Origin of the sequence: Aquibacillus rhizosphaerae (assembly GCF_030282825.1) — a bacterium.
Lineage (GTDB): Bacteria > Bacillota > Bacilli > Bacillales > Amphibacillaceae > Aquibacillus_C > Aquibacillus_C rhizosphaerae.
The window spans coordinates 414339-435804 of record NZ_JASTZU010000063.1; the positions used below are offsets into that span (position 1 = coordinate 414339).

The following is a 21466-nucleotide window of genomic DNA, read 5'->3' on the forward strand; positions in this document are numbered from 1 at the left end:
CGAGAAACATAGCTAAGAAAAACGGTATAAATAGTAGCTTTTTCTTGTGAAAAAACTTGGCAATAATATAATAAACAAATAGTGATGTATAATTAAACTATCCAAAGCTACTAGGAGTGATAAGAGTGGCAACAATTAAAGAAATAGCATCAATGGCTAACGTGTCACGTACAACGGTTTCCCGTGTTTTAAATAACTCTGGATACGTTAGTGAAGAAGTTAGAAAAAGAATTATTAAAGTAATTGAAGAAACTGGTTATGTGCCAAGCCAACAAGCAAAATCATTAAGAACAAAAAAAACAAAAGTAATCGGTGTGATTCTCCCTACGATAAAAACAGAAACCTCCGGGCGACTAGTTGCGGGTATGGATGATGAATTATCTGAAGCAGGATATCAAATTTTATTGGCTAATACCAATCATGAAAAACAAAAAGAAATTGAGTTTTTACAATTACTAAAAGTGAGGCAAGTTGATGGGATTATACTTGCAGCAACAAATGTAAATGATTTGTTGGTGGAAAAGATAAAACAATTAGATATTCCTTTTGTTGCAATTGGCCAAGAAATCTCTGATGTTTCTAATATCCTTTACGATGATTATCAAGCTGCCAAAGACATAACCTCCTTATTTATAAACAAAGGGCATCAACAAATTGGTTTTATTGGTGTTGACGAATCTGACCTAGCGGTTGGTATGTGGAGGAAAAAAGGTTTTTTTGATCAGATGGAAGAAAAAGGTCTATCCGTTGAGGAAGCTTGGGTGGAGCAAGGTGTTTTTAATATTCAGTCTGGTTATGAAGCTATGTCTAGAATCATTCAAAACTCCAATCAAACACCTACAGCTGTGTTTGCCGTGACCGATCGTCTCGCAATAGGGGCTATAAGGTGGCTTAATGAGCATAGTTATGCAATTCCAAGTGACATGGCAATTGCTGGAGTTGGTGCATCTGAATTATCTAATTATATCACCCCTCCATTAACAACAGTTGATTATGAAAATGAAAAAGCTGGAAAAGAAGCCGCTAAGCTTATCTTAAGACAAATTGAAAAAAATAATAAAGTAATAGAAAAAATTACTTTAAATTATAGACTTTTAGAAAGAGATAGTGTATGATTTTGTGTGTAATCGATTCCATAAACTTTCGGGTGTTTTAGGAACGATTACACATAAAGTTTTTATAGATTTACTAAAGAGAAAAATATATTATAAACAATGTGGAATCGATTCCACCAAAGGCGATATGTTATAAAGAACATAATTATTTTGTAACTAATATGGAATCGATTCCATAAAAATAAGGGAGAGTGAATCAAATGTCAGAAAATCGTAAAATTGCAAAAGAAATCATTGATGCTATTGGGGGGGAAGAGAATATTTCATCCGTTGCCCACTGTGCGACGAGACTTCGTATTATGGTTAATGATAAAGAAAAAATTGATCAGCCAAAAGTAGAGAAGATTGATAAGGTAAAAGGTGCATTTTTTAATTCTGGTCAATTTCAAATTATTTTAGGTACTGGTACAGTAAATCGAATTTTTGAAGAAGTAGAAAAGTTAGGCATTAATGGTTCTACGAAGGCTGATCAGTCTAAGCAAGCGGGTAAAAGTGGCAACGCTTTCCAACGAGCAATTAGATCCCTTGGTGATGTGTTTGTTCCAATTATTCCGGTACTAGTCGCAACAGGTTTATTTATGGGACTTCGTGGATTAGTAATGCAAGAAAAAGTACTTGCTTTATTTGGCTTAGTGCCAGGAGATATATCGGAAAATTTTCTTTTATTTACAGAAATTTTAACCGATACAGCATTTATTTTTCTCCCAGCATTAATTGCTTGGTCTGCTTTTAGAGTATTTGGTGGGACTCCAATTATAGGTCTTATATTAGGGTTAATGTTAGTCAGCCCATCACTTCCTAATGCATGGGGAGTTGCTGGCGGGGGAGTAGAACCACTTTATTTCTTGAACTTTATTCCTGTTGTAGGTTATCAAGGTTCTGTCTTACCAGCTTTTTTTGCAGGTATTCTCGGAGCAAAGTTAGAAAGAGTTATTCGTAAAAGAGTACCAGAAGCATTGGATCTTATTATTACTCCATTTCTGACATTGTTAATAATGATTACGGTTGCTTTGTTTGTAATTGGTCCAATTTTCCACATTGTAGAGGAATTTATCTTAGAAGGTACATTGGCTGTTTTAGGATTACCAATTGGTTTAGGTGGACTATTAATCGGCTTATTCCACCAAGTAATTGTTGTTACAGGCGTTCATCATATATTTAATTTATTAGAGATTCAGTTATTAGAAAACTTTGGGAGCAATCCTTTTAATGCAATTATTACTGCATCTATTGCAGCTCAAGGTGGTGCTGCTCTTGCAGTAGGACTTAAAACAAAATCTGCAAAATTAAAAGCACTAGCTTTACCATCATCTTTGTCAGCTTTTTTGGGTATTACAGAGCCAGCTATTTTTGGTGTCAACTTGCGCTATGTAAAACCGTTCTTCATGGGAATTATTGGAGGAGCTGTAGGTGGATTCTTTGCATCTATTTTTAATCTTGAAGCATCTGGTATGTCTATCACGGTTATTCCTGGGTCACTACTTTATTTAAATGGTCAGATTCTTCTTTATTTGGTAGTTAATATTATTGCAATTTCTGTAGCTTTTGCGCTTACATGGTTGTTCGGATACTCTGATAAAGAGAAAGAAGATGTATCAGCGTAGAATTTGTATAATGATTCGTATCAATGTGGCAGTAGCAGTTGTGAAATTCAGGTGTTATTGCCTTTTAACTAATGAAAAGTAAAATAATTGAAAGGGGAATCCACATGAAAAATGGAGTAATAAGTCTTGGAGAAGCTCTGATTGATTTTATTCCTACGGATGAAACGAATAATTATTTTTATAAAAGTCCCGGTGGTGCCCCAGCAAATGTAGCGGTTGGTTTGGCTAGACTTGGATTGAAATCTAGTTTTGTAGGAAAAGTAGGTAACGATGTGTTAGGTGTATTTTTAAAAGAAACACTACACAATTTTGGGGTTGATACTAAATCAATGTTCGTTACAGAAGACGTGAGAACTGGTGTTGTATTTGTTACAAATGATCAAAATGGAGATCGCAGTTTTGAATTTTATATCAATCCGAGCGCAGACCGGTTTTTAGAAGATGAAGAGATTGATAAAAAGATATTTCTAAATAATAAATTGCTTCATATCGGCTCGATTTCTTTAATCGATAACCCGATTAAGACAGCAACCATTAAAGCAGTTGATGAAGCCAAAACAAATGGAATGATTGTATCTTATGATCCTAATTTACGATTAAGCTTGTGGCCAAACGAAGAGGTGGCGCATGAAACGATTATTTCGATGATTCCTAAGGCTGACGTCTTAAAAATATCGGAAGAAGAATTGAATTTTATTACAAGAGAAGAGGATGTACAGAAAGGGCTGAAAAAAATAAGGGAATATAATGTTCCATTAATTTTTGTTACAGTCGGTTCAAAAGGGTGTTGGGTTATAACAAATCAAGGATCTTCAAAAATAGATGCAATGAAGGTTAAGACGATTGATACTACAGGCGCTGGAGATGCTTTTATGTCTAGTGTTCTTTACTGTCTTCATGAACGGGATAGTGATGTTTATTCTATCACCTTAAAGGAAGCAGAAGAAATTGCTCGGTTTTCTAGTGTTGCAGGTGGTCTAGCGGCATCAGTTAAAGGGGCTATGTCTGCATTGCCGGATCTAACAACAGTCGAAAAGAATCTTCATAATATTACATCATTACATCAAGGAGTTACGTACAATGAATGAAATTGATGGTATTCATACTAAATATGATAAAGAAATAAGAATTGGTGCATATGATGCCATAAAACAATACAAAGATATAGTGAATCAGGATCCATACCGATTGCATTACCACTTGATGCCACCTGTTGGTTTGCTAAATGACCCAAATGGTTTTGTTTATTATAAAGGGTTATATCACTTGTTTTATCAATGGAATCCATTTGCTACCGAGCATGGTGCGAAATTTTGGGGACACTTCTCTTCTCGAGACTTAGTTAGATGGAAAGAGGAACAGATTGCCTTAGCACCGAGTAGTTCTTTTGATAAAAATGGTTGCTACTCAGGAAGTGCAGTCGTTCATGACGATCAGCTTTATCTCTTTTACACAGGAAATGTACGTGATGAAGCTGGTAATCGAGAGACATATCAATGTTTAGCTATATCTGAAGATGGAGTCGATTTTGTGAAAAAGGGTCCAGTTATCGAACTCCCCAGTGGATACACTGCTCATTTCCGTGATCCAAAGGTTTGGAAACAAGATGATAAATGGTATATGGTAATCGGTGCCCAAACAGAAAAAGAAACAGGGACTGTAGTGCTTTATAGGTCGACTGACTTGTGCAACTGGCAATATCTTAGTTTGATATCGGATGAACAAGAATTTGGTTATATGTGGGAATGTCCAGATTTATTTTCTCTTCAGAATAAAGATATATTGCTGTTTTCACCTCAAGGGATAGAGCCTGACGGTTATCGTTATAACAATATTTATCAATCTGGTTATTTTGTTGGGAAATTAGACTATCAAGAAGCTTACTATGAGCATGGTGCTTTTAAAGAGTTAGATCGAGGCTTTGACTTTTATGCACCACAAACAACGCTTGATGAAAAAGGAAGAAGGTTAGTTTTTGGCTGGATGGGTGTTCCAGAAGAAAATGAACAAGATCATCCAACCATTGAATCTTACTGGATTCATGCGATGACAATTCCTCGTCAATTACTATTAAGAGGTGATAAACTTTATCAACAACCAGTTGATGAGCTTGTTAACTTACGTACAGAACTTATCGAATATCGTCATGTAACTATGGAAGATAATCAACTAGAGTTGCAAAAAATAAGCGGGAAATCTCTTGAACTAGTTGTGGAAGTGAAAGAACACACCAATAAATACTTTTCCGTTTTTCTAGGGAAGACCACAAGAATAACTTTTGATCAAGAAAACAAGGTATTTACTTTAGAAAGAAAAAGTATTAATGGTGAGGAATTAGAAACAAGACATTGCCATCTTAATAAATTGAGCAGGTTACGCATATTTCTTGATACTTCTTCCATTGAAATTTTTATCAATGATGGGGAAGAAGTATTTACTTCTCGAATTTTTGACGACCAAGAGAACGATACGATTTCTTTTCAATCAAAAGGCAAAACAATTGTCGATGTATATAAGTGGAAACTTAGCAACGTTATGAATAAATGAAAAACAGGTCCGTTTCTTGAATGGGCCTGTTTTTTGTTTAACAATATCAACGTTTACTTGACGGTTTCAAAAGATTATTGTTATTCTAAGTCCATTATTATCAGAAGTACCGGCGGAAGTGGAGATGGATTACTGACTTAGAGTAATCGGCTTTGAATGATAAACAAAACCAACCAATGGGTTCACTTACAAACACTGAGTTCATCCGGGAAATAGGGGGTTCTTTTTTGAAGGCGATCTTTAGAAAATTTAAAAATATGACGTACATACAGATTCTGTCTTCTCTCTTATTAGCAATTTGTTTTGCTGGTTCTGTTTTTTTTGTGCATAATAATTATTCCTTCTATGAGCGCCCAATCGTTGAAGTGATTGAAACTAATCTAGAAGATACAACGGAAATAATGGATGGGAATAATAATGAGGATTCTCTATACACACAACGTATTATCGCTGAATTAAAAAATGGAGAAGAAAAAGGCGAAATTGTCCACTTAATGAATGAATACTCCTTATCAGGTGCTTATGACCAAGAATATCAAGTCGGTAATGAATTATTTATTTCGATTGATACAAATATAGGAGAAAACAGAGAATTGACTGGAACAATTACAGATGTAAAACGAGATAAATATGTTTTGATTGTTGCTTGGATTTTTATTTTTACTTTATTGATTGTTGGGAAAAAGCAGGGGCTATTTTCTATTATAAGTTTGATAGTGAATGTCGTTTTAATATCTTATGCGTTAGATATTTATTTACATACTTCCAACATTAGTTTGTTATGGATTTGTGGGATAAGTGTCATTTTATTTACTGTTATTTCATTGCTACTCGTTAACGGTTTTAATGAAAAAACATATGCAGCAATAGTGGCAACCTTGTTGGGAACCTTTTTCTCCTTGTTAATCACTTATCTTGTTATGGTTATCACTTCTGAACAAGGTCTACGATATGAGGAGATGGGATTTCTAACCCGCCCTCCACAAGTGGTTTTTATGGCAGGGTTATTAATTGGTTCGTTAGGGGCTGTAATGGATGTGGCAATAACGATGTCTTCTTCAATCTTTAGCTTGTATGAAAAGAATAATGATATACCTGCTAAAGCACTTAAGACCTCTGGTATGGAAATTGGAAAAGATATTATGGGGACAATGACCAATATTTTGTTTTTTGCTTACGTTAGTGGTTCGATACCAACACTTATTTTATATTTAAAAAATGGTTCGCCATTATCGTACACATTTTCGTTAAATCTTTCATTAGAACTAGCACGAGCTTTAGCTGGTGGTATAGGCATTGTATTGGCAATTCCGATAGGTCTTTATACTGCTTTATTTTTTGTTAATCGAAAGAGGGCGAGATCATGAATGTGTTAGTGTGGCTTGCTGGCATTTTATTTTTATTGATGACACTTGTTGGTGGGAAAAAGGGTGCACGTTCTTTTATTGCTATCTTCTTAAACTTTGCTGTACTCTTTCTAACGATATTTATTATGTTAGATCCAAATGCTGACCCGATTATTTTAACAATCATTGCAAGTACTGCAATAAGTTGTATCACACTTTTTTATATAAATGGTGTAAACATCACAACTAAAACTGCATTCCTTTCTACGGTTATTACGATTGTTACCTTACTTTTTTTTATTGTGATTATCACAGAAACAGCAATGATTCAAGGGTTTAGTGAAGAGGAAATAGGGGAGCTTTACATATTTTCTTTTTATATTGGCGTAGACTTTGTCAAAATTGGTGCTGCGATGATTATTATGAGTACGATTGGTGCGATTACAGATATTGCTATTTCAATTGCATCCCCTATGCGTGAAATATTAATTCATAATCCATCAATAAGTAGGAAAGAGCTTTTTGAATCCGGAATAAACATCGGGAGAGACATCTTGGGAACCAATACGAATACATTATTTTTCGCCTTTTTTGGAGGCTACCTTGCACTGCTCATCTGGTTTAAAGATTTAGCTTATTCTTTTGGAGAAATCGTTAATTCAAAAGTATTTAGTGAAGAGATGATAACGATTCTATGTGCAGGAATTGGGATAGCTATGATTATTCCACTCACCTCTTCGATTACAGCATACTTTTTAGTAAGAACTAGAGAAAAGGAAGAGATGTCAAAATAGGGCTCTATCAGGGTAATGCGTATAAATTATTCCTTATTTATCTCATAAAAGTGATGTAGTGTAGGCACGATTCGCTTATCGTCTAGCATTTGTTGATAAATATCTTTTGTTACCCATTTGGCATCAATGACTTCTTCTCGTGTGAAGCTATGTAACAATTTTCCATAATCTGTATTTAGGTGTAAGCCAAGCTCTTCTTTTGTTTCACGAAGTGCACCTTCTATACTAGTTTCACCAGTTATAACAGAGCCTCCTGTGCATTCCCAAAGATTTCCGAAGTGCTTGTCAGGGTGTCTCTTTGAGAGTAATAGCTCATCTTGATCATTCTGTATCCATACAAGTACGACAAAGTGATAACAATTTTTAGGTAAAGGAATCCCTCTTACATGGGTCTTGTCTAATTTATTGCGATTAAAATCATACAAATCCCAAATCTCCATTAGGCATCCCTCCTTGTATATGATGTTTTGTGCCTCAAAATAGAATCATACATATTTGAACGATAAGAAGAGAAGTGCCTGGCTAAGTGAACGGCACTTCTCTTATGATTCAATATATTCAAATTGGTATATCTCACATTAAATAATCTGTAACTCTTCATTATTATAGCGTAAAAAAATATAATTTTAAGCTAAGATCTTGCGGATTTTTTCTTCAATCTTAGCTGGTTCAACTTGAGGACCGAAACGATCAATTACCTCTCCATTTTGGTCTACAAGAAATTTAGTGAAATTCCATTTTATTTCTTTACTCAAGAATCCTTTTGTGTTGTTTTTTAAATGCTGGAACAATTCATGTGTATTTTTACCGTTAACAGTAATCTTTTCGTGAATGGGAAAAGTTACACCGAAATTGATTCTACAAGTTTCCTCAGCTTCTTCTGAAGTACCTGGTTCTTGATTAGCGAATTGATTACTTGGAAATCCTAACACGACTAACCCTTTGTCTTTATAGTTTTGATAGATTTCCTCTAGGCCGTCAAATTGACCACTTAATCCACATTTGGTTGCTGTGTTTACAATTAGCATGACTTTACCTTCGTATTCACTAAGCGGATACGAGTTTCCGTTAGGCTTATTTACTGTAATATCATAAATGCTCATCAAAAAAACACTCCCAATCAGATTTTATATCGTGCGCGATATAAATAGTATATCATATCTATAATCTTACGCTAGAAAAACATCTTCTAGTTCCTATACCCCTTATTTATAGCCTAACGCCTCAAATGCATGATTAATTTGTTTTAGGTTATTTAATAACTCAAGCGTCTCTTCAGTTACTAATCCACACACTTGCATATTATTTTTAATAGCTAAAAGTATTGTTTCCTTTTGTTCATTTGCCTTATCTGTGAGTGAAAGGAGATAGGCACGTTTATCCTTATCTGATTGTTGCTTGATAAGCCAGCCGTTTTTAATTAACCGATTAATAATAGGGTTCAGTGTTCCAATTCCCATATTGAGTTTCTCTCCAACATCTTTCGTAAGAATTTCGTCTTGTTCAAAGATTGCCAGTAATACTAAGTATTGTGGAAATGTTAATCCGTGGGGTTTTAATACATCTGCATACATCTTGGAAAAGCTACTCGCTGCTTTATATACTTCTAAACATAATTGATGATCTAAAAGGTTTTGATTCACGTTAAATCTCCTTAAAAACTGTAATTAATTTAAATTTTATCACAGAGAATATAAAATAGTGCAAAAAAACAAGGGTACTGACCCTTGTTTTATTGCTGATTTTCCCAGTGCCATGTTGTTTCTTGTCCACTTACTGGATAAGATGGAAATTCGTCTTTTTCAGTGAACTTTCTTCTTTCACCAGACTGACAAACATATTCACCATTTATTGGAACTCCTTGACCTGTTCGATACATTTGTTCACGCTCTGCCACTAATTTCACCTCCACAAAACTATGCACTGTTTATTGTTTCTAATTTGATGATTTAAATGTTAGAAAAAAAGTAAAGGTTGCAGTAATATAAAAATGAACGATTTAAATAGAATTTTTAAAAGTTGTATCGATATGGTAGTAAATGGGAATATGAGTATTTGCTAAAATATTTTGGCGCTTGTCTAAAAGATTGTTGTTTGATGTTCTTAATATAAAGTACGCATTAACTATATCGTAACTTCCTTGCATTCTATTTAAGATGAGTGGTTAATTCAGCGCTACGGAAAAACACTCCCTTTCCGGGGGCAGCACCTTAGCCTCCTCGGTCACAAAGAACGCTTCCTTGAAAAAGAACAACACTTTTTCTGCGTGCGATGTCATTTCACAGGAGCTTTCCTTACCCTGTGGGGTCTTCGGAAGCTGCTCTTCCCCTAAGAGTGTCGCATTTTTCCTTCGCTAGGTAAACTTGTCTTTCGAGTGAAAATAGTACAGTAAATATTAATAGCTATCTATAAATACATTAGGAGAACTGTTAAAAGTGAAGACAGAATACGTAGACTCCTCGAAAATATAAATCGATTTTCATCGTGCGATGTGGATTCAAGTAGCTTTCCTTGTCCTACGGGAACAGCGAATGTTTTAGAGTGGGGCGAGTAATCGCAGTCTCACGAGCTGAAGATCCACTCAGAAGCGATTTTCTTCTGAGTTAGCTGAAGCCGTGCCCGTGGAAAGCGGAGAATTCTGCCGGAACGAAGTATTACAACTCAATCACCATTGCAACAGAAAAGAATTTTACAAATGTAAAGAATACTTAGTGTGTACTTTACATCAAGTCTGAACATAAAAAAACAACAATATATACGACAGCCATAATTTTTTGAGATGTAAAGGGGTAAAACAAATGTACATAGAAGAATTGGAAGTTGGTCAGCAATTTAAATTAGAGCCAGTTAAGGTAGTAGAAGAAGATGTTATTAATTTTGCAAAAAAATATGATCCACAGCGAATTCATATGGATCCTGAGTATGCAAAAAAGGGGATGTTTAAAGGTATTATTGCATCTGGATATCAAACGATAGGGTTAGTTTGGGCGAAGTGGATTGAAGCCGGCATCCTTGGGGATGAAATTATTGCGGGGACAGGAGTCGATAAAATTCGCTGGCTTAAACCGGTTTATCCTAACGATACACTTATTGGTGAAGTTGAAGTGAAAAACATACAACCTTCATCACGAGGTGGTAGGGGAAGAGCCACTTTTCGTTTTGAAATTGGGAATCAACGGAATGAATCGGTCACAACATTTGAGATTGATGTGTTATTAAAAGCAAAGGTCTAAAAGGTGAGTTCACCATATAGTATAAAGACATGAATGAAACTTAGGTTTTGTTCATGTCTTTTTATTTGCACTAGGAAATTATTGATTTAGTGTCCTGTGGATAACTGACTATTGCGTGTGCCACGTCTAGCTACAGCGCCTTACCCCTCGAGGCCAAAAATTAGTCGTTTGTTGTGAACAATAAGATTTGATTAAAAACAAAAGAAAGCCTTTGTGGATGGAGGTAGAGTATGTGACAATTATGTAATTTTATTGAGGAATAAAAAAGTAATGTAAAACTATTGAAAAAAATTGAAAATATTGGTTGATAATTCCATTTGTTTGATACTATAATAAGTTAGATTTGTAGAATTATAGAATTAGTTGTCGTGTTCAAAATTATTCTGTATCTAAACATTCATGAATAAACGTAAACGGCTAATAATAGTATCTGAGTTAGAGTAGATTGATAGAAATGATATGTCTAATTGAAAAGGACAACAATCAGCTATAACGAATAATAAACATTTATTTATATTGAGGGGGAAAGTAATGAATTTTTTTAAGCGGGCAATTTTAAGTATTACTAGAAAGAAAGGTAAGTCAATAATTTTATTGGCAGTTATTTTTATTTTAGGAAACTTGATATCTGGTGCTATTTCTATACAACAAGCAACAGGTAATGTTGAAACAACAATAAAAGAAAAATTAGGAACAGCTGCAACGGTTGAACTTGATTATGAAGCAATAGAAAAGATGGACGAATCAGAAATGATGGAATTAGAAATTGAAGAACTAGATCTCGAATTAATTAAGCAGATTGGTGAGCTCTCGTATGTTAAATATTATGACTTTAGCACGTCTACGTATTTAGGATCAGAGACAATTAAGAGTTACCAGGGAGAAGGAATGGAAGAAGAAGAGGTCATGTATGAGGGGCCTAGTATGGATTTCATGCTAAAAGGGATTAATCATGCACCGATCATTGATTTAGAAGAGGAAAAAGGAAAATTAGTTGACGGTCGTGTATTTACACCAGAAGAGGTGGAAAACGGTGCCCCAGTTGCGGTAATCTCGAAAAAGTTAGCTGAATTAAATAACCTTCATGTAGGTGATAACTTTACATTAATAAATGAGGTATATAGTTTTGATGAATCTAATGGTGAGGACAAATTAGTTACTTCTCGTGATCTTGTCCTAGAAGTCATTGGATTATTTGAACCTAAAGCGGTAAAGAATGATGCCGAAGAGTCTGAAGAAGGCATGTATGATTTTATGGATATCGAATATCAAAACACAATTTATGTGGCTAACGAAGTTGTGTCTAGTGAAATGCGATATAACATGGAAGAATATATGAAAGTGGACGAAGAGATGGCTGCAGCCATGGGGGAAGAGGAAATTACAGATTACTATACACCATTATTCGTATTGAATAAACCTGAAGATACGGAAGCTTTTGAAGAAGAAGTACAACCGCTATTGCCACAATATTATAAGGTTACTAATGCAAGTGATCAATATGATAGTATCGCCGCGCCAGTAGAATCGATGTCAAAACTATCTGGTTATGTATTACTAGTAGCTGTGATTGCAACAATATTGATTATTGGTTTAGTAGTATTGTTGTTCTTAAGAGACCGTAAGCGTGAATTAGGTATTTATTTATCTTTAGGCGAACGTCGTAGCCGGGTTGTAGGTCAAATTGTTATTGAAGTGATGATTGTTGCAGTAATTGGGATTAGCTTATCCTTGTTTAGTGGTAACTTACTCGCTCAAAGTGTATCTGACACAATGATTGATGCAGAAGCTGAAAAACAAAATTCTGAAGAAGAAATGTACTATAGTGAATTGCAAACAGATGTAACTACAGACGATGTATTAGAATCATATAAAGTTGAGCTTGATCCAGGATATGTAGGAATATTCTATTTAGTGGGACTCTTAACTATTCTTGTATCAACGATTATTCCATTAATCTACATTGTTCGATTAAACCCTAAAAAGATAATGATGTAATAGAGAGGTGAAGAAGATGATATTAGAAGCAAAAGACTTAAATTATTATTATCAAGATGGCGAGAGTCGTCGTTATATTTTAAAAGATACGAATGCTACGTTTGAAAAGGGAAAATTTTATACAATTTTGGGTCAGTCTGGATCTGGGAAAACTTCTTTTCTGGCGTTACTTAGTGCACTGGATTCCCCGCAAAGCGGAGCTATTATGTTTAGTGGAAAAGATATTAAACAAATAGGCTATGACAAGTACCGCCGCAATAACGTGGGAATTATTTTCCAAAGCTATAATTTAATACCGGCTTTAACTGCAGTAGAAAATGTCTTGGTTCCTATGTCTATTACAGAAAACGAAATTCCTGAAGACAAAAAAACAGTGGCATATAACTTGTTAGATTACATTGGTATTGTGAAAAGTAAAGCAGATCGTCTTGTTAATAAACTCTCGGGTGGAGAGCAACAACGTGTCGCTATAGCTAGAGCCCTAGCAACAAATGTAGAGCTGATTCTTGCTGATGAACCAACAGGAAATCTTGATGAAGAAATGGAACAAGAAATCATTGACATCTTTAAAAAACTGGCACATGAGCACCAAAAGTGTGTGATTGTAGTTACACACTCGAATGAAATTGCCCAGCAGTCTGACCAAACTTTCCATCTTAAGAAAGGTGTATTATCTTCTCATGAGTGATTTTCTATCAAAATTTAACGAAGATAAGTACAATGAATTGCTAGATGAGCAAGAGGAAAAAGAACCTAAAAAACCCAAAGAATCCAATGACCAGAATGAAATAACAGTAGAAGAGAATTCCAATGAAAATAATACGCCTGAAAGTAGAACAAATTCTGAAACTAACCCTGTAACAAAGATGAGTCGTCGTAATGACTCAGTAGAGGAAGTGGAAATTGATCCAACATATCAAAAGAAAAAGAGACGTAAGATGCTACTGTTGATTGTTGGATCGGTTTTGGCACTAGTTTTGGTTTTTTCCATTTACTATAATGCTGTTCATGTGGAAGCGGAAGAATTTGTAGATAAACCTGTCTCAGATGCACGCGCATGGGCAACTACGAATGATATAGAAATGGAATTAACGGAAGAATATAGTATGGAGCATGATTCAAATCGGATAATTTCACAAAGTGTACTTGCTGGTGAAAGCATTCGTAAAGGCAAGACGATTAGTTTAATAAGTAGCTTAGGGCCAGATCCTGAAGCAGTAATTCCACTGCCAGACTTTACAGCCATGAACCAATCGGAGGTTGAGAGCTGGATAGAAGAAAATAAAGCAGAGAATCTTCAACTTGTGACTGAGTTTAGTGATGAAGTAGAGGAAGATAACTTTATTAAACTAGTAATAAGAGACACTAGCATTGATGAAGCAGAATATCGCCGGAAAGACAGTGCAGCTGTCTATTTTTCAAAAGGAAAAGAAGTATTCGAAAAGAATATAGTTGTACCTGATTTCACTGGTGTTACAAAAGCTGAAGTGGAACAGTGGGCAAAAACGAATGAGATTGATATGAAATATGAAAATAAAGATTCCAATAGCGTTGAAGTTGATCAAGTCATAAGTCAAAGTGTTGCAGCTGAAGAAAAAGTTGCAAAAAGAGATGAAATGAAGGTCGTCGTATCAATTGGAAAAGCGAGTGTTGTACCTAACTTTGCACAACTGACGGTGGAGGAAGCTTCAAGTTATCCTGGGCTGACAGTAACTGTAAAACAGAAATATCACGCAAACGTGTCTTATGGCGGTCTTATCTCCCAATCTGTTGATGCGGGAACTAAGCTAACTGAAAGTGATGATACAAATGTTACGGTCGTTTATTCTGAAGGAAGACCTTATCTGGGTGATTATCGTGGTATGTTAGAAGGAGAGTTAGCTAAAACATTTTATGAAACATATAAATCAAAAGGTGCAGATATTAGTTATATCGTAAAGTATGTTGATGCACCGGAAGTAAAAGGAACAGTTGTGGGTATGAGTAAATTCAATGAATTTGTTCCGATGACATATACAGTCGAGATAAAAGTTAGTAAAAATGCCTCCGCAGCATCAAGTCCACAGGCAGAACCTGAACCTGAAGAAGAAGTTATTGAACCAATTGAAGAACCTGAAGAACCTGAAGAACCAGTGGAAATCCCTGAAGAAATTACAAAATAAAATATTGGATAAGCATTTTCAAACTATAAAGATTTAATAAATATAAACGCATTGTGTTTACTTAAGCCAATGCGTTTTTTTTATGAGTTTAATAGTTGCTATAAAGTCTTAACAAATAGCAAATAGAAATGTCTCTTGCTATACTTGTAACAAAGGGGAGTTTAGAGTCGATGAAGAAAAAAATTGTTTTATTTATTGTTTTAGCACTACTTTTAACACAAATGCCTATAATCGGAAAATATTTTTCGATTGTGAATACGTTAATACATGAAATGGGTCATTCATTGATGGCTATTATTACTGGTGGAAAAGTACAATCTATATCCTTATTTTCGAATACCGAAGGAGCGACACTTACGAGTTATCAGTTTTGGATTGGTGGTTTCCTAACAAGTGCCTCGGGTTATGTCTTTTCCTCTTTCATTGCCTTTTTATTTATGATACTTATTTATAAAGGGAAAAGTAAATATGTTTTAACGGTATTATTAGGTGTTTTAGTTGTTAGCTTACTATTTTGGATTCGAAACCCATTTGGACTGTTCTGGATTGTTACTTTTATAGCAGGTTTCTCCTGGACGCTGGTTAAAGGATCAAAAGTTTTTTTAGAGTATGTAGCGCTATTCCTCACTACACTGTTGTTAGTAGAGTCTATTACTTCCTCCTTTCAAGTTATGTACCTTAGTTTTATATCCCCACAAAGTGCAGGAGATGCAACTAACTTATCTAGGATGACTCGTTTGATTCCTGCTCCAATATGGGGGGTTTTGTTCTTTATACAATCTTTATATTTTGGTAAGTTGGGATTAAATAAATTTTTTAGGAAAAAGCCGTCTTCGTAACCCAAAATCATCATAGCAGTTAGGTTAGGTGCTATTATAGACACTGGAAAATTGGAAAGACTGGTGTTAGAGTGAGAGCTATATGAATTCAATAGTTCCTATTTTATAAGAAGTAAGGATGACACGAATGAACAAAGAGGTTCAATTAAAAATTAAAGATAAGTTTACAAATAAGTATAAATCAGGATTCCCTCATATAGTTAAGGAAGCAATATCAAACATTGATTCTTTAACAAAAGAAGGAGTAATTGTTCGATTAATGGATGAAAAGAACAATTTTCTTGGTAAAGGCTATTACGGCAGACAAAATAAAGGCTTAGGGTGGGTGCTTACCCAAAAAGAAAACCAAGCAATTGATCAACAGTTTTTTGATAATAAAATAAGTACCGCATTAGATCAACGAAGCTCTTTTTTTCAGGATAATGATACGAATGCTTTTCGTGTGTTCAATGGAGAAGGCGATGGCATCGGTGGGTTAATAATCGATTATTATGATGGCTATTTTGTGTTAAATTGGTATAGTGAGGGGATTTATCAATTCAGAGAACTAATTCTCAAAGCGTTACAAAGTCTGGTTGAATTTAAAGGAATTTACCAGAAGAAGCGATTCAATACCGGTGGTAAATATATGGAAGATGATGATTTTGTTGCGGGAGAACGTGGGGATTTTCCGGTTATTGTTAAAGAAAGTGGTGTGAATTTTGCTGTTTATTTAAACGAGGGGCCAATGACAGGAATATTTCTTGATCAGAGACAAGTTAGAAAAACGATTAGAGATAAATACGCACAAGGAAAAACAGTATTAAACACATTTTCCTACACAGGAGCCTTTTCGGTTTTCGCTGCAATCGGTGGTGCAAAACATACAACGAGTGTAGACCTTGCAAATCGAAGCTTACCGAAAACGATAGAACAATTCAATGTCAATGGTATAAATGAAAATGAACAGGAAATTAGAGTCATGGATGTGTTTAATTATTTCAACTATGCAATCAAGAATAAGTTAAGTTTTGATATGGTTATCTTAGATCCACCAAGTTTCGCCAGATCAAAGAAACATACGTTTAGCGCTTCCAAAGATTATGTGAAATTACTTAAAGAAACAATTGCAATTACAGCCAGTCAAGGTATCATTGTCGCTTCCACAAATTCAGCTGCGTTCGGAATGGACAAGTTTAAAGGGTTTATTGATCAAGCATTTAAAGAAACAAATGGCAAGTACAAGATTATCGAAATGTTTAGTCTTCCTAGCGATTTCAAAACCATTAAACAGTACAAAGAAGGAGACTACCTCAAAGTAGTCTTTATCAAAAAACTATAATTATTTACTGAACAGAGCATGGAAGAAAACCTCTCTAAAATATAATCATGAAGTTAGGTTATCGTGTAGTTAGTGTACTAACGTTAACCCTGTTGGTTTATTTGTTGACCATTATGTAAAGGTTCACTTTTAACTTGAAAATAATTAATACGTTAGTGCAGCGTTCTGTTAGTAATATTAAAGAAACGATAACTGAGAACAATAGCTAGCTAATATGGTTAAAAGAAATATTCTATTTAGATGTGAGTCAATTTCATAATTACTTTATTCAGTCATCTCTGACAATATATAGTTTGGAAATGGTTTTATCCAAACTATATATTGTTGTAGGTAACAAAGAAATTGGTATTATGAAATTGATTAATGTCCATATAAAAACACAAAAATATAAAAATAATACAATTTTCCAAAAAAAACACAAAAATCACTATTATTTTTAGAAAATTCTAAAAATAATACAAGCTATTTTCTAAAGATTGTTCTAACGGTCTTTTTTTTTTGAATGTTATTATTTATTTAGGGCGTTAGATAGTGCGTACGAAGATGGATTAAAAGAGGTGAAATTCATTTTTTTGACAGGGATAAATCCTTGGCTCTAAATTGAGTTAACAAATGAAATCTTATGAGGTGGAAGAAAAAAGTATGTTTATAGATAAAGGAGTTAAAACACCCTCGGCAGAAGTGGTTCAATTTAATAACTGCCGAGGGTTTCTAATGATTTAAGATTAATTCATCAATAAAATGAATTACAGCAACTGTAGCCAAGTCCTAGTTTGCTAATTACGCTTTGTAAGTACGAAATTATGTAAGCGTTTAATTTTTATGAAAGTTGTTCGGAATAGTTAAGGGGGGTGGTAATTGCTGGATGTGGAGAGATTTATAAAATCACACCATGAAGGACTTAATCCCTTATTTTAATAAGGTAATTGAATAAAGGAGGTATTCTATTGGTTTCAAAAAGACTTTCATTGTTACTATTAGCAATCTTATTAACAACATCTTCATTTATTAAGCCAAATTTAGCCTTTGCAGCAAGTGTTGGTGAGAATGTTACTGAGGAACAGTTGGTAGAAAATGATTATATTCTTTACTTTGTAAATGTAGGTGATCCGACACCTAGTACTGTTGAAGGAACTGATAAACTAGGCATTTACTCAAGTGCGACCGAACAAATGTATGGGGAGGATGCAGAAACAGGTAATACATGGGGACTAGTTACAGAAACGACTGTTGCTTCTGTAAATGATGATTCTAATAAATATGGTACTTTCAGGTATTATAATGGTGAACAAACGCGTGATAAGGCAATTGAATACAAGTTTGAATTGCCAGAAGGTGATTATGATATCACTTTAGGGTTTAAAAACCCCTGGAGTGGGAGAAGTGTAAATATTATCAGTGAGGATGAGAATATTTCTGATGGTGATTATAGTATAGGGGATTATGACACTGAACAAGAAATTACGTATAATCAGATTGCCGTTACTGATGGTGAGCTTGATCTTCGTATCCAAGGTCCTAGCTCAGCTAATTTAACAAATTACAACGACCCATTAGTTAATTACATCATTATTAAAAAAAGTGTAATGCTTTCGATTACTGACTTAGAGGATAAGGTAGCGACAGCAGAAGCTGAGGCCAGCAAAACAGAAACTTATACGGCTTCGAGCCTAGAAAATCTTAATACTATAATTGAACAGGCGAGAGCACTGGTTGCTAGTGTGAATGAAGATGGAGTCGATGTAACGACAATCCAAGCGGAAATTCGTACTGCAATGACAAACTTAGATGCAGCTATAGCTGAGCTAGTAGAATATGTCACCTATGATTCTTTTAGACCAGGAGAACCATGGCGAGATACAGAAGGAAAAATAATCCAGGCTCATGGTGCAGGAATTATGTATGACGAAGAAACTGAAACTTACTATTGGTATGGAGAAGATAAAACCAACGATTACCTTCCTGCAAGAGGCGTAAGAGTGTATTCGTCTAAGGATCTTTATAATTGGGAAGATCATGGACTGGCTTTAACTGCTATTGAATCTATGGATGATTTCGACAACGATCCACTTATTTCAGAACTTTATAAAGATAGAAATGATCGTGAGGAAATTATGAATGACATTGGTACAAATCGAATAATTGAGAGACCAAAAGTTATTTATAATGAGAAAAATGATAATTATGTCATGTGGTTTCATGCTGATGGACCTACTGAAACGAGCACTGCAAACTATGCTAAAGCTGAAGCTGGTTATGCAGTAAGTGACTTCCCAACAGGTCCCTTTGTTTATCAAGAAAGTAACAGAATGGACAGAGCTCCTGAGGATGCAGAATTTAATGGTCAACCGGATCAACCAGGTATGGCCCGTGATATGAACTTATTTAAAGAAAAAGATGGAACCGCTTACATCATTTATTCAAGTGAAGAAAACTATACATTATATATTTCTAAACTCAACGATTCTTATACAGACGTCGTTGGCTGGGATAAGGATGGAGATGGTGAGCGTGATGCTACTTACAAGGCTGAATATGGTGAAGATTATATAAGACTATTTCCAGGTGGGCATCGAGAAGCTCCGGCAATGTTTAGTTATGATGGGAAGTATTATTTAATAACTTCCGGTTCTACAGGTTGGGCTCCAAATCGAGCGCAATATAGCGTTGCTGACGATATTTTTGGTGAATGGCAGGAAATGCGTGATCCTTCTGTTGGTGAAGGTGCATCAACAACGTTTGATACACAGAGCACTTATGTAATTCCAGTTGACCCTGAAAATGGAAAATATATTTATATGGGTGACAGGTGGAATGAGGGTAATTTAAGTGATTCTAGGTATGTTTGGTTGCCAATTGAATTTGGTCAAAATGATCAAATTTCATTGAAATGGTATGACGAGTGGAATCTAGAATTACTAGATAGCATGTTTAAAGTAGAGGTTAATACGGAACTACCTGAAAAAGTTTCAATAGGTGAACGCCCAGATTTACCAAGTGTCGTTAATGTAACCGCAAACGGTGAGCAAATAGATTCAGAAGTAACTTGGTCAATTAATTCTGGTGATTTTAACTTGCCGGGAACTGTGGAGGTTACTGGGACATTATCTGATCTATCCAATAAAGAAATTAGAACAGATATTATGGTTGTTCCTGATAATGTTAAGTATTTTGCAAATGCAGGTGGTACGGAATCAAGCAATTACATGAAATGGTCTTCATATATGGAAGATACACGTATTAACAAAGATGTTATGGATCAACAGTATGACCCTGAAAACGGACAAACATGGGGGTATGTTGGAAGTAATACAAGCGTATCTGTACACGGATCTGAAGATATCTTCTCTACTCTTAGATATCTGACTGATGGTGATGATATTACGTATAACTTTGAATTAGATAATGGAGATTATTCGGTTTACGTTGGGTTTTATGACCCATGGTTCAGTTCTGGTGGGACTAGAAGAGCGAATGTTCTCCTTAATGATGAATTAAAAACAGAAGGTTATACCTTCACAAATAATTATGATGTCCTTGGCTATGGAAATCTAGAAATCACGGATGGATTACTTGATGTGACAGTTGCAAGAGATTCGAACCAAGATCCTCAGGTTAGCTGGATTATGGTTGCGGAGAATATAGATGATGAAACTTCAGTTCCAGAAGATAAGAAATTAACTGAAGGCGAGACAGTTCAGGTAAGCGCTAATTCGACGATATCAATAGAAAATACAGATACCAAAATCAAACTACCAATTGACTTACCTGAAGGTACAACATTAACCGTTGAAAAAGCCGAACCAGGTAATACAAGTGATCAGGGAATTGAATTAGCTGGAGATGTTTATACTTTTGATTTTAGCTTCCCTACAGGTTCAGAATCTTACAATGGAGATTATTTTTTAACTATGGGATATGATGCTACTGAATTCAATGCAGATGAGGTAGCGATATATTATTACAATGGCTCTACTGAAAAATGGGAGCGTCGTGGTGGAAATGTTGTAGATGATACGGTCATATTAGCTGTTAATAGTTTCTCAACTTACGGAGTGTTTGCCGAGTTGGATAATGATGGTGAAGATGGCCAAGACGGCACAGACGGAGAAGATGGCCAAGACGGCACAGATGGTGAAGATGGCCAAGACGGCGCAGATGGTGAAGATGGCCAAGGCGGCACAGACGGAGAAGATGGCCAAGACGGCACAGATGGAGAAGATGGCCAAGACGGCACAGATGGTGAAGATGGCCAAGACGGCGCAGATGGTCAAGACGGAGAAGTTGGTAATGATGATAAAAACAAAAGCGATAATGAACTTCCTGAAACTGCAACAAATATGTTCAACTTACTTGTTTTTGGATCAATATTGTTACTAGCAGGGGCATTTATCTTCATCATTAGACGTAAAAAGACAGAAATTAATAAGCAGTAGAATATACAATACTTTTCTGATGATTAGGGTGACTCATAAGCTTAAAACTATTAATCTCAGTTTGTTCTTAA

Annotated in this window: 17 protein-coding genes; 13 read left to right on the forward strand and 4 right to left on the reverse strand. The window is 35.1% G+C overall.

Annotation, left to right across the window (positions count from 1 at the left end):
• Nucleotides 1-125: 125 nt before the first annotated feature.
• From QQS35_RS22150 to QQS35_RS22175, 6 genes are all read left to right on the forward strand, one after another.
• Nucleotides 126-1115 carry a LacI family DNA-binding transcriptional regulator gene (locus QQS35_RS22150; protein ID WP_285934441.1) on the forward strand — a complete coding sequence of 330 codons (990 nt, stop codon included), beginning with the start codon at nucleotides 126-128 and terminating at the stop codon, nucleotides 1113-1115.
• Nucleotides 1116-1315: 200 nt separating this feature from the next.
• Nucleotides 1316-2719, forward strand: coding sequence for a sucrose-specific PTS transporter subunit IIBC (locus QQS35_RS22155; protein WP_285934442.1), 1404 nt, complete (start codon nucleotides 1316-1318; stop codon nucleotides 2717-2719).
• Nucleotides 2720-2823: 104 nt separating this feature from the next.
• Entirely contained in the window at nucleotides 2824-3807 is a 984-nt protein-coding gene (locus QQS35_RS22160) for an aminoimidazole riboside kinase (RefSeq protein WP_285934443.1), read from the forward strand.
• Nucleotides 3800-5266, forward strand: coding sequence for a glycoside hydrolase family 32 protein (locus QQS35_RS22165; RefSeq protein ID WP_285934444.1), 1467 nt, complete (start codon nucleotides 3800-3802; stop codon nucleotides 5264-5266). Before QQS35_RS22160 ends, QQS35_RS22165 begins: the two co-directional genes overlap by 8 nt.
• Before the next feature lie 227 nt (nucleotides 5267-5493).
• The gene (locus QQS35_RS22170; protein WP_407934000.1) at nucleotides 5494-6633 is read left to right on the forward strand and encodes a YibE/F family protein; all 1140 of its coding nucleotides are present in this window, start codon (nucleotides 5494-5496) and stop codon (nucleotides 6631-6633) included.
• Nucleotides 6630-7406, forward strand: coding sequence for a YibE/F family protein (locus tag QQS35_RS22175; protein WP_285934445.1), 777 nt, complete (start codon nucleotides 6630-6632; stop codon nucleotides 7404-7406). The genes QQS35_RS22170 and QQS35_RS22175 overlap by 4 nt, the downstream gene beginning before the upstream one ends.
• A gap of 26 nt (nucleotides 7407-7432) precedes the next feature.
• On the opposite strand, the gene QQS35_RS22180 is transcribed toward QQS35_RS22175, so the two are convergent.
• The 4 genes from QQS35_RS22180 to QQS35_RS22195 all read right to left on the reverse strand — a co-directional run bounded on the left by QQS35_RS22180 (nucleotide 7433) and on the right by QQS35_RS22195 (nucleotide 9303).
• Complete coding sequence (locus QQS35_RS22180) at nucleotides 7433-7846, reverse strand: NUDIX hydrolase (protein WP_285934446.1); 414 nt, start codon at nucleotides 7844-7846, stop codon at nucleotides 7433-7435.
• A gap of 186 nt (nucleotides 7847-8032) precedes the next feature.
• Nucleotides 8033-8509, reverse strand: a complete 477-nt coding sequence (locus QQS35_RS22185) for a glutathione peroxidase (RefSeq protein WP_285934447.1) — start codon at nucleotides 8507-8509, stop codon at nucleotides 8033-8035.
• A 102-nt stretch (nucleotides 8510-8611) separates the two neighbouring features.
• Nucleotides 8612-9049: a MarR family winged helix-turn-helix transcriptional regulator gene (locus tag QQS35_RS22190; protein ID WP_285934448.1), complete on the reverse strand. Its 438-nt coding sequence runs from the start codon at nucleotides 9047-9049 to the stop codon at nucleotides 8612-8614.
• 89 nt (nucleotides 9050-9138) lie between these two features.
• Nucleotides 9139-9303 (reverse strand): hypothetical protein, encoded by a 165-nt coding sequence (locus QQS35_RS22195; RefSeq protein WP_285934449.1) that lies wholly within the window; start codon nucleotides 9301-9303, stop codon nucleotides 9139-9141.
• Between the two features lie 901 nt (nucleotides 9304-10204).
• Here QQS35_RS22195 and QQS35_RS22200 point away from each other — a divergent pair.
• From QQS35_RS22200 to QQS35_RS22230, 7 genes are all read left to right on the forward strand, one after another.
• Nucleotides 10205-10639 (forward strand): MaoC/PaaZ C-terminal domain-containing protein, encoded by a 435-nt coding sequence (locus QQS35_RS22200; protein WP_285934450.1) that lies wholly within the window; start codon nucleotides 10205-10207, stop codon nucleotides 10637-10639.
• A gap of 531 nt (nucleotides 10640-11170) precedes the next feature.
• Nucleotides 11171-12637 (forward strand): ABC transporter permease, encoded by a 1467-nt coding sequence (locus QQS35_RS22205; protein WP_285934451.1) that lies wholly within the window; start codon nucleotides 11171-11173, stop codon nucleotides 12635-12637.
• 16 nt (nucleotides 12638-12653) lie between these two features.
• Nucleotides 12654-13325 (forward strand): ABC transporter ATP-binding protein, encoded by a 672-nt coding sequence (locus QQS35_RS22210; protein ID WP_285934452.1) that lies wholly within the window; start codon nucleotides 12654-12656, stop codon nucleotides 13323-13325.
• Complete coding sequence (locus tag QQS35_RS22215) at nucleotides 13318-14799, forward strand: Stk1 family PASTA domain-containing Ser/Thr kinase (protein ID WP_285934453.1); 1482 nt, start codon at nucleotides 13318-13320, stop codon at nucleotides 14797-14799. The genes QQS35_RS22210 and QQS35_RS22215 overlap by 8 nt, the downstream gene beginning before the upstream one ends.
• A gap of 170 nt (nucleotides 14800-14969) precedes the next feature.
• Complete coding sequence (locus QQS35_RS22220; RefSeq protein WP_285934455.1) at nucleotides 14970-15638, forward strand: M50 family metallopeptidase; 669 nt, start codon at nucleotides 14970-14972, stop codon at nucleotides 15636-15638.
• A gap of 127 nt (nucleotides 15639-15765) precedes the next feature.
• Nucleotides 15766-16959: a class I SAM-dependent rRNA methyltransferase gene (locus QQS35_RS22225; protein ID WP_285934456.1), complete on the forward strand. Its 1194-nt coding sequence runs from the start codon at nucleotides 15766-15768 to the stop codon at nucleotides 16957-16959.
• A gap of 947 nt (nucleotides 16960-17906) precedes the next feature.
• Nucleotides 17907-21395, forward strand: a complete 3489-nt coding sequence (locus QQS35_RS22230) for an Ig-like domain-containing protein (protein WP_285934457.1) — start codon at nucleotides 17907-17909, stop codon at nucleotides 21393-21395.
• Nucleotides 21396-21466: the final 71 nt, after the last annotated feature.

Coding starts and splice junctions, on each gene's coding strand:
- QQS35_RS22215 (WP_285934453.1), top strand. CDS start 13,318: ATGAGTGATTTTCTATCAAAATTTAACGAAGATAAGTACAATGAATTG.
- QQS35_RS22175 (WP_285934445.1), top strand. CDS start 6,630: ATGAATGTGTTAGTGTGGCTTGCTGGCATTTTATTTTTATTGATGACA.
- QQS35_RS22185 (WP_285934447.1), bottom strand. CDS start 8,509: ATGAGCATTTATGATATTACAGTAAATAAGCCTAACGGAAACTCGTAT.
- QQS35_RS22205 (WP_285934451.1), top strand. CDS start 11,171: ATGAATTTTTTTAAGCGGGCAATTTTAAGTATTACTAGAAAGAAAGGT.
- QQS35_RS22210 (WP_285934452.1), top strand. CDS start 12,654: ATGATATTAGAAGCAAAAGACTTAAATTATTATTATCAAGATGGCGAG.
- QQS35_RS22180 (WP_285934446.1), bottom strand. CDS start 7,846: ATGGAGATTTGGGATTTGTATGATTTTAATCGCAATAAATTAGACAAG.
- QQS35_RS22160 (WP_285934443.1), top strand. CDS start 2,824: ATGAAAAATGGAGTAATAAGTCTTGGAGAAGCTCTGATTGATTTTATT.
- QQS35_RS22165 (WP_285934444.1), top strand. CDS start 3,800: ATGAATGAAATTGATGGTATTCATACTAAATATGATAAAGAAATAAGA.
- QQS35_RS22200 (WP_285934450.1), top strand. CDS start 10,205: ATGTACATAGAAGAATTGGAAGTTGGTCAGCAATTTAAATTAGAGCCA.
- QQS35_RS22155 (WP_285934442.1), top strand. CDS start 1,316: ATGTCAGAAAATCGTAAAATTGCAAAAGAAATCATTGATGCTATTGGG.
- QQS35_RS22220 (WP_285934455.1), top strand. CDS start 14,970: ATGAAGAAAAAAATTGTTTTATTTATTGTTTTAGCACTACTTTTAACA.
- QQS35_RS22225 (WP_285934456.1), top strand. CDS start 15,766: ATGAACAAAGAGGTTCAATTAAAAATTAAAGATAAGTTTACAAATAAG.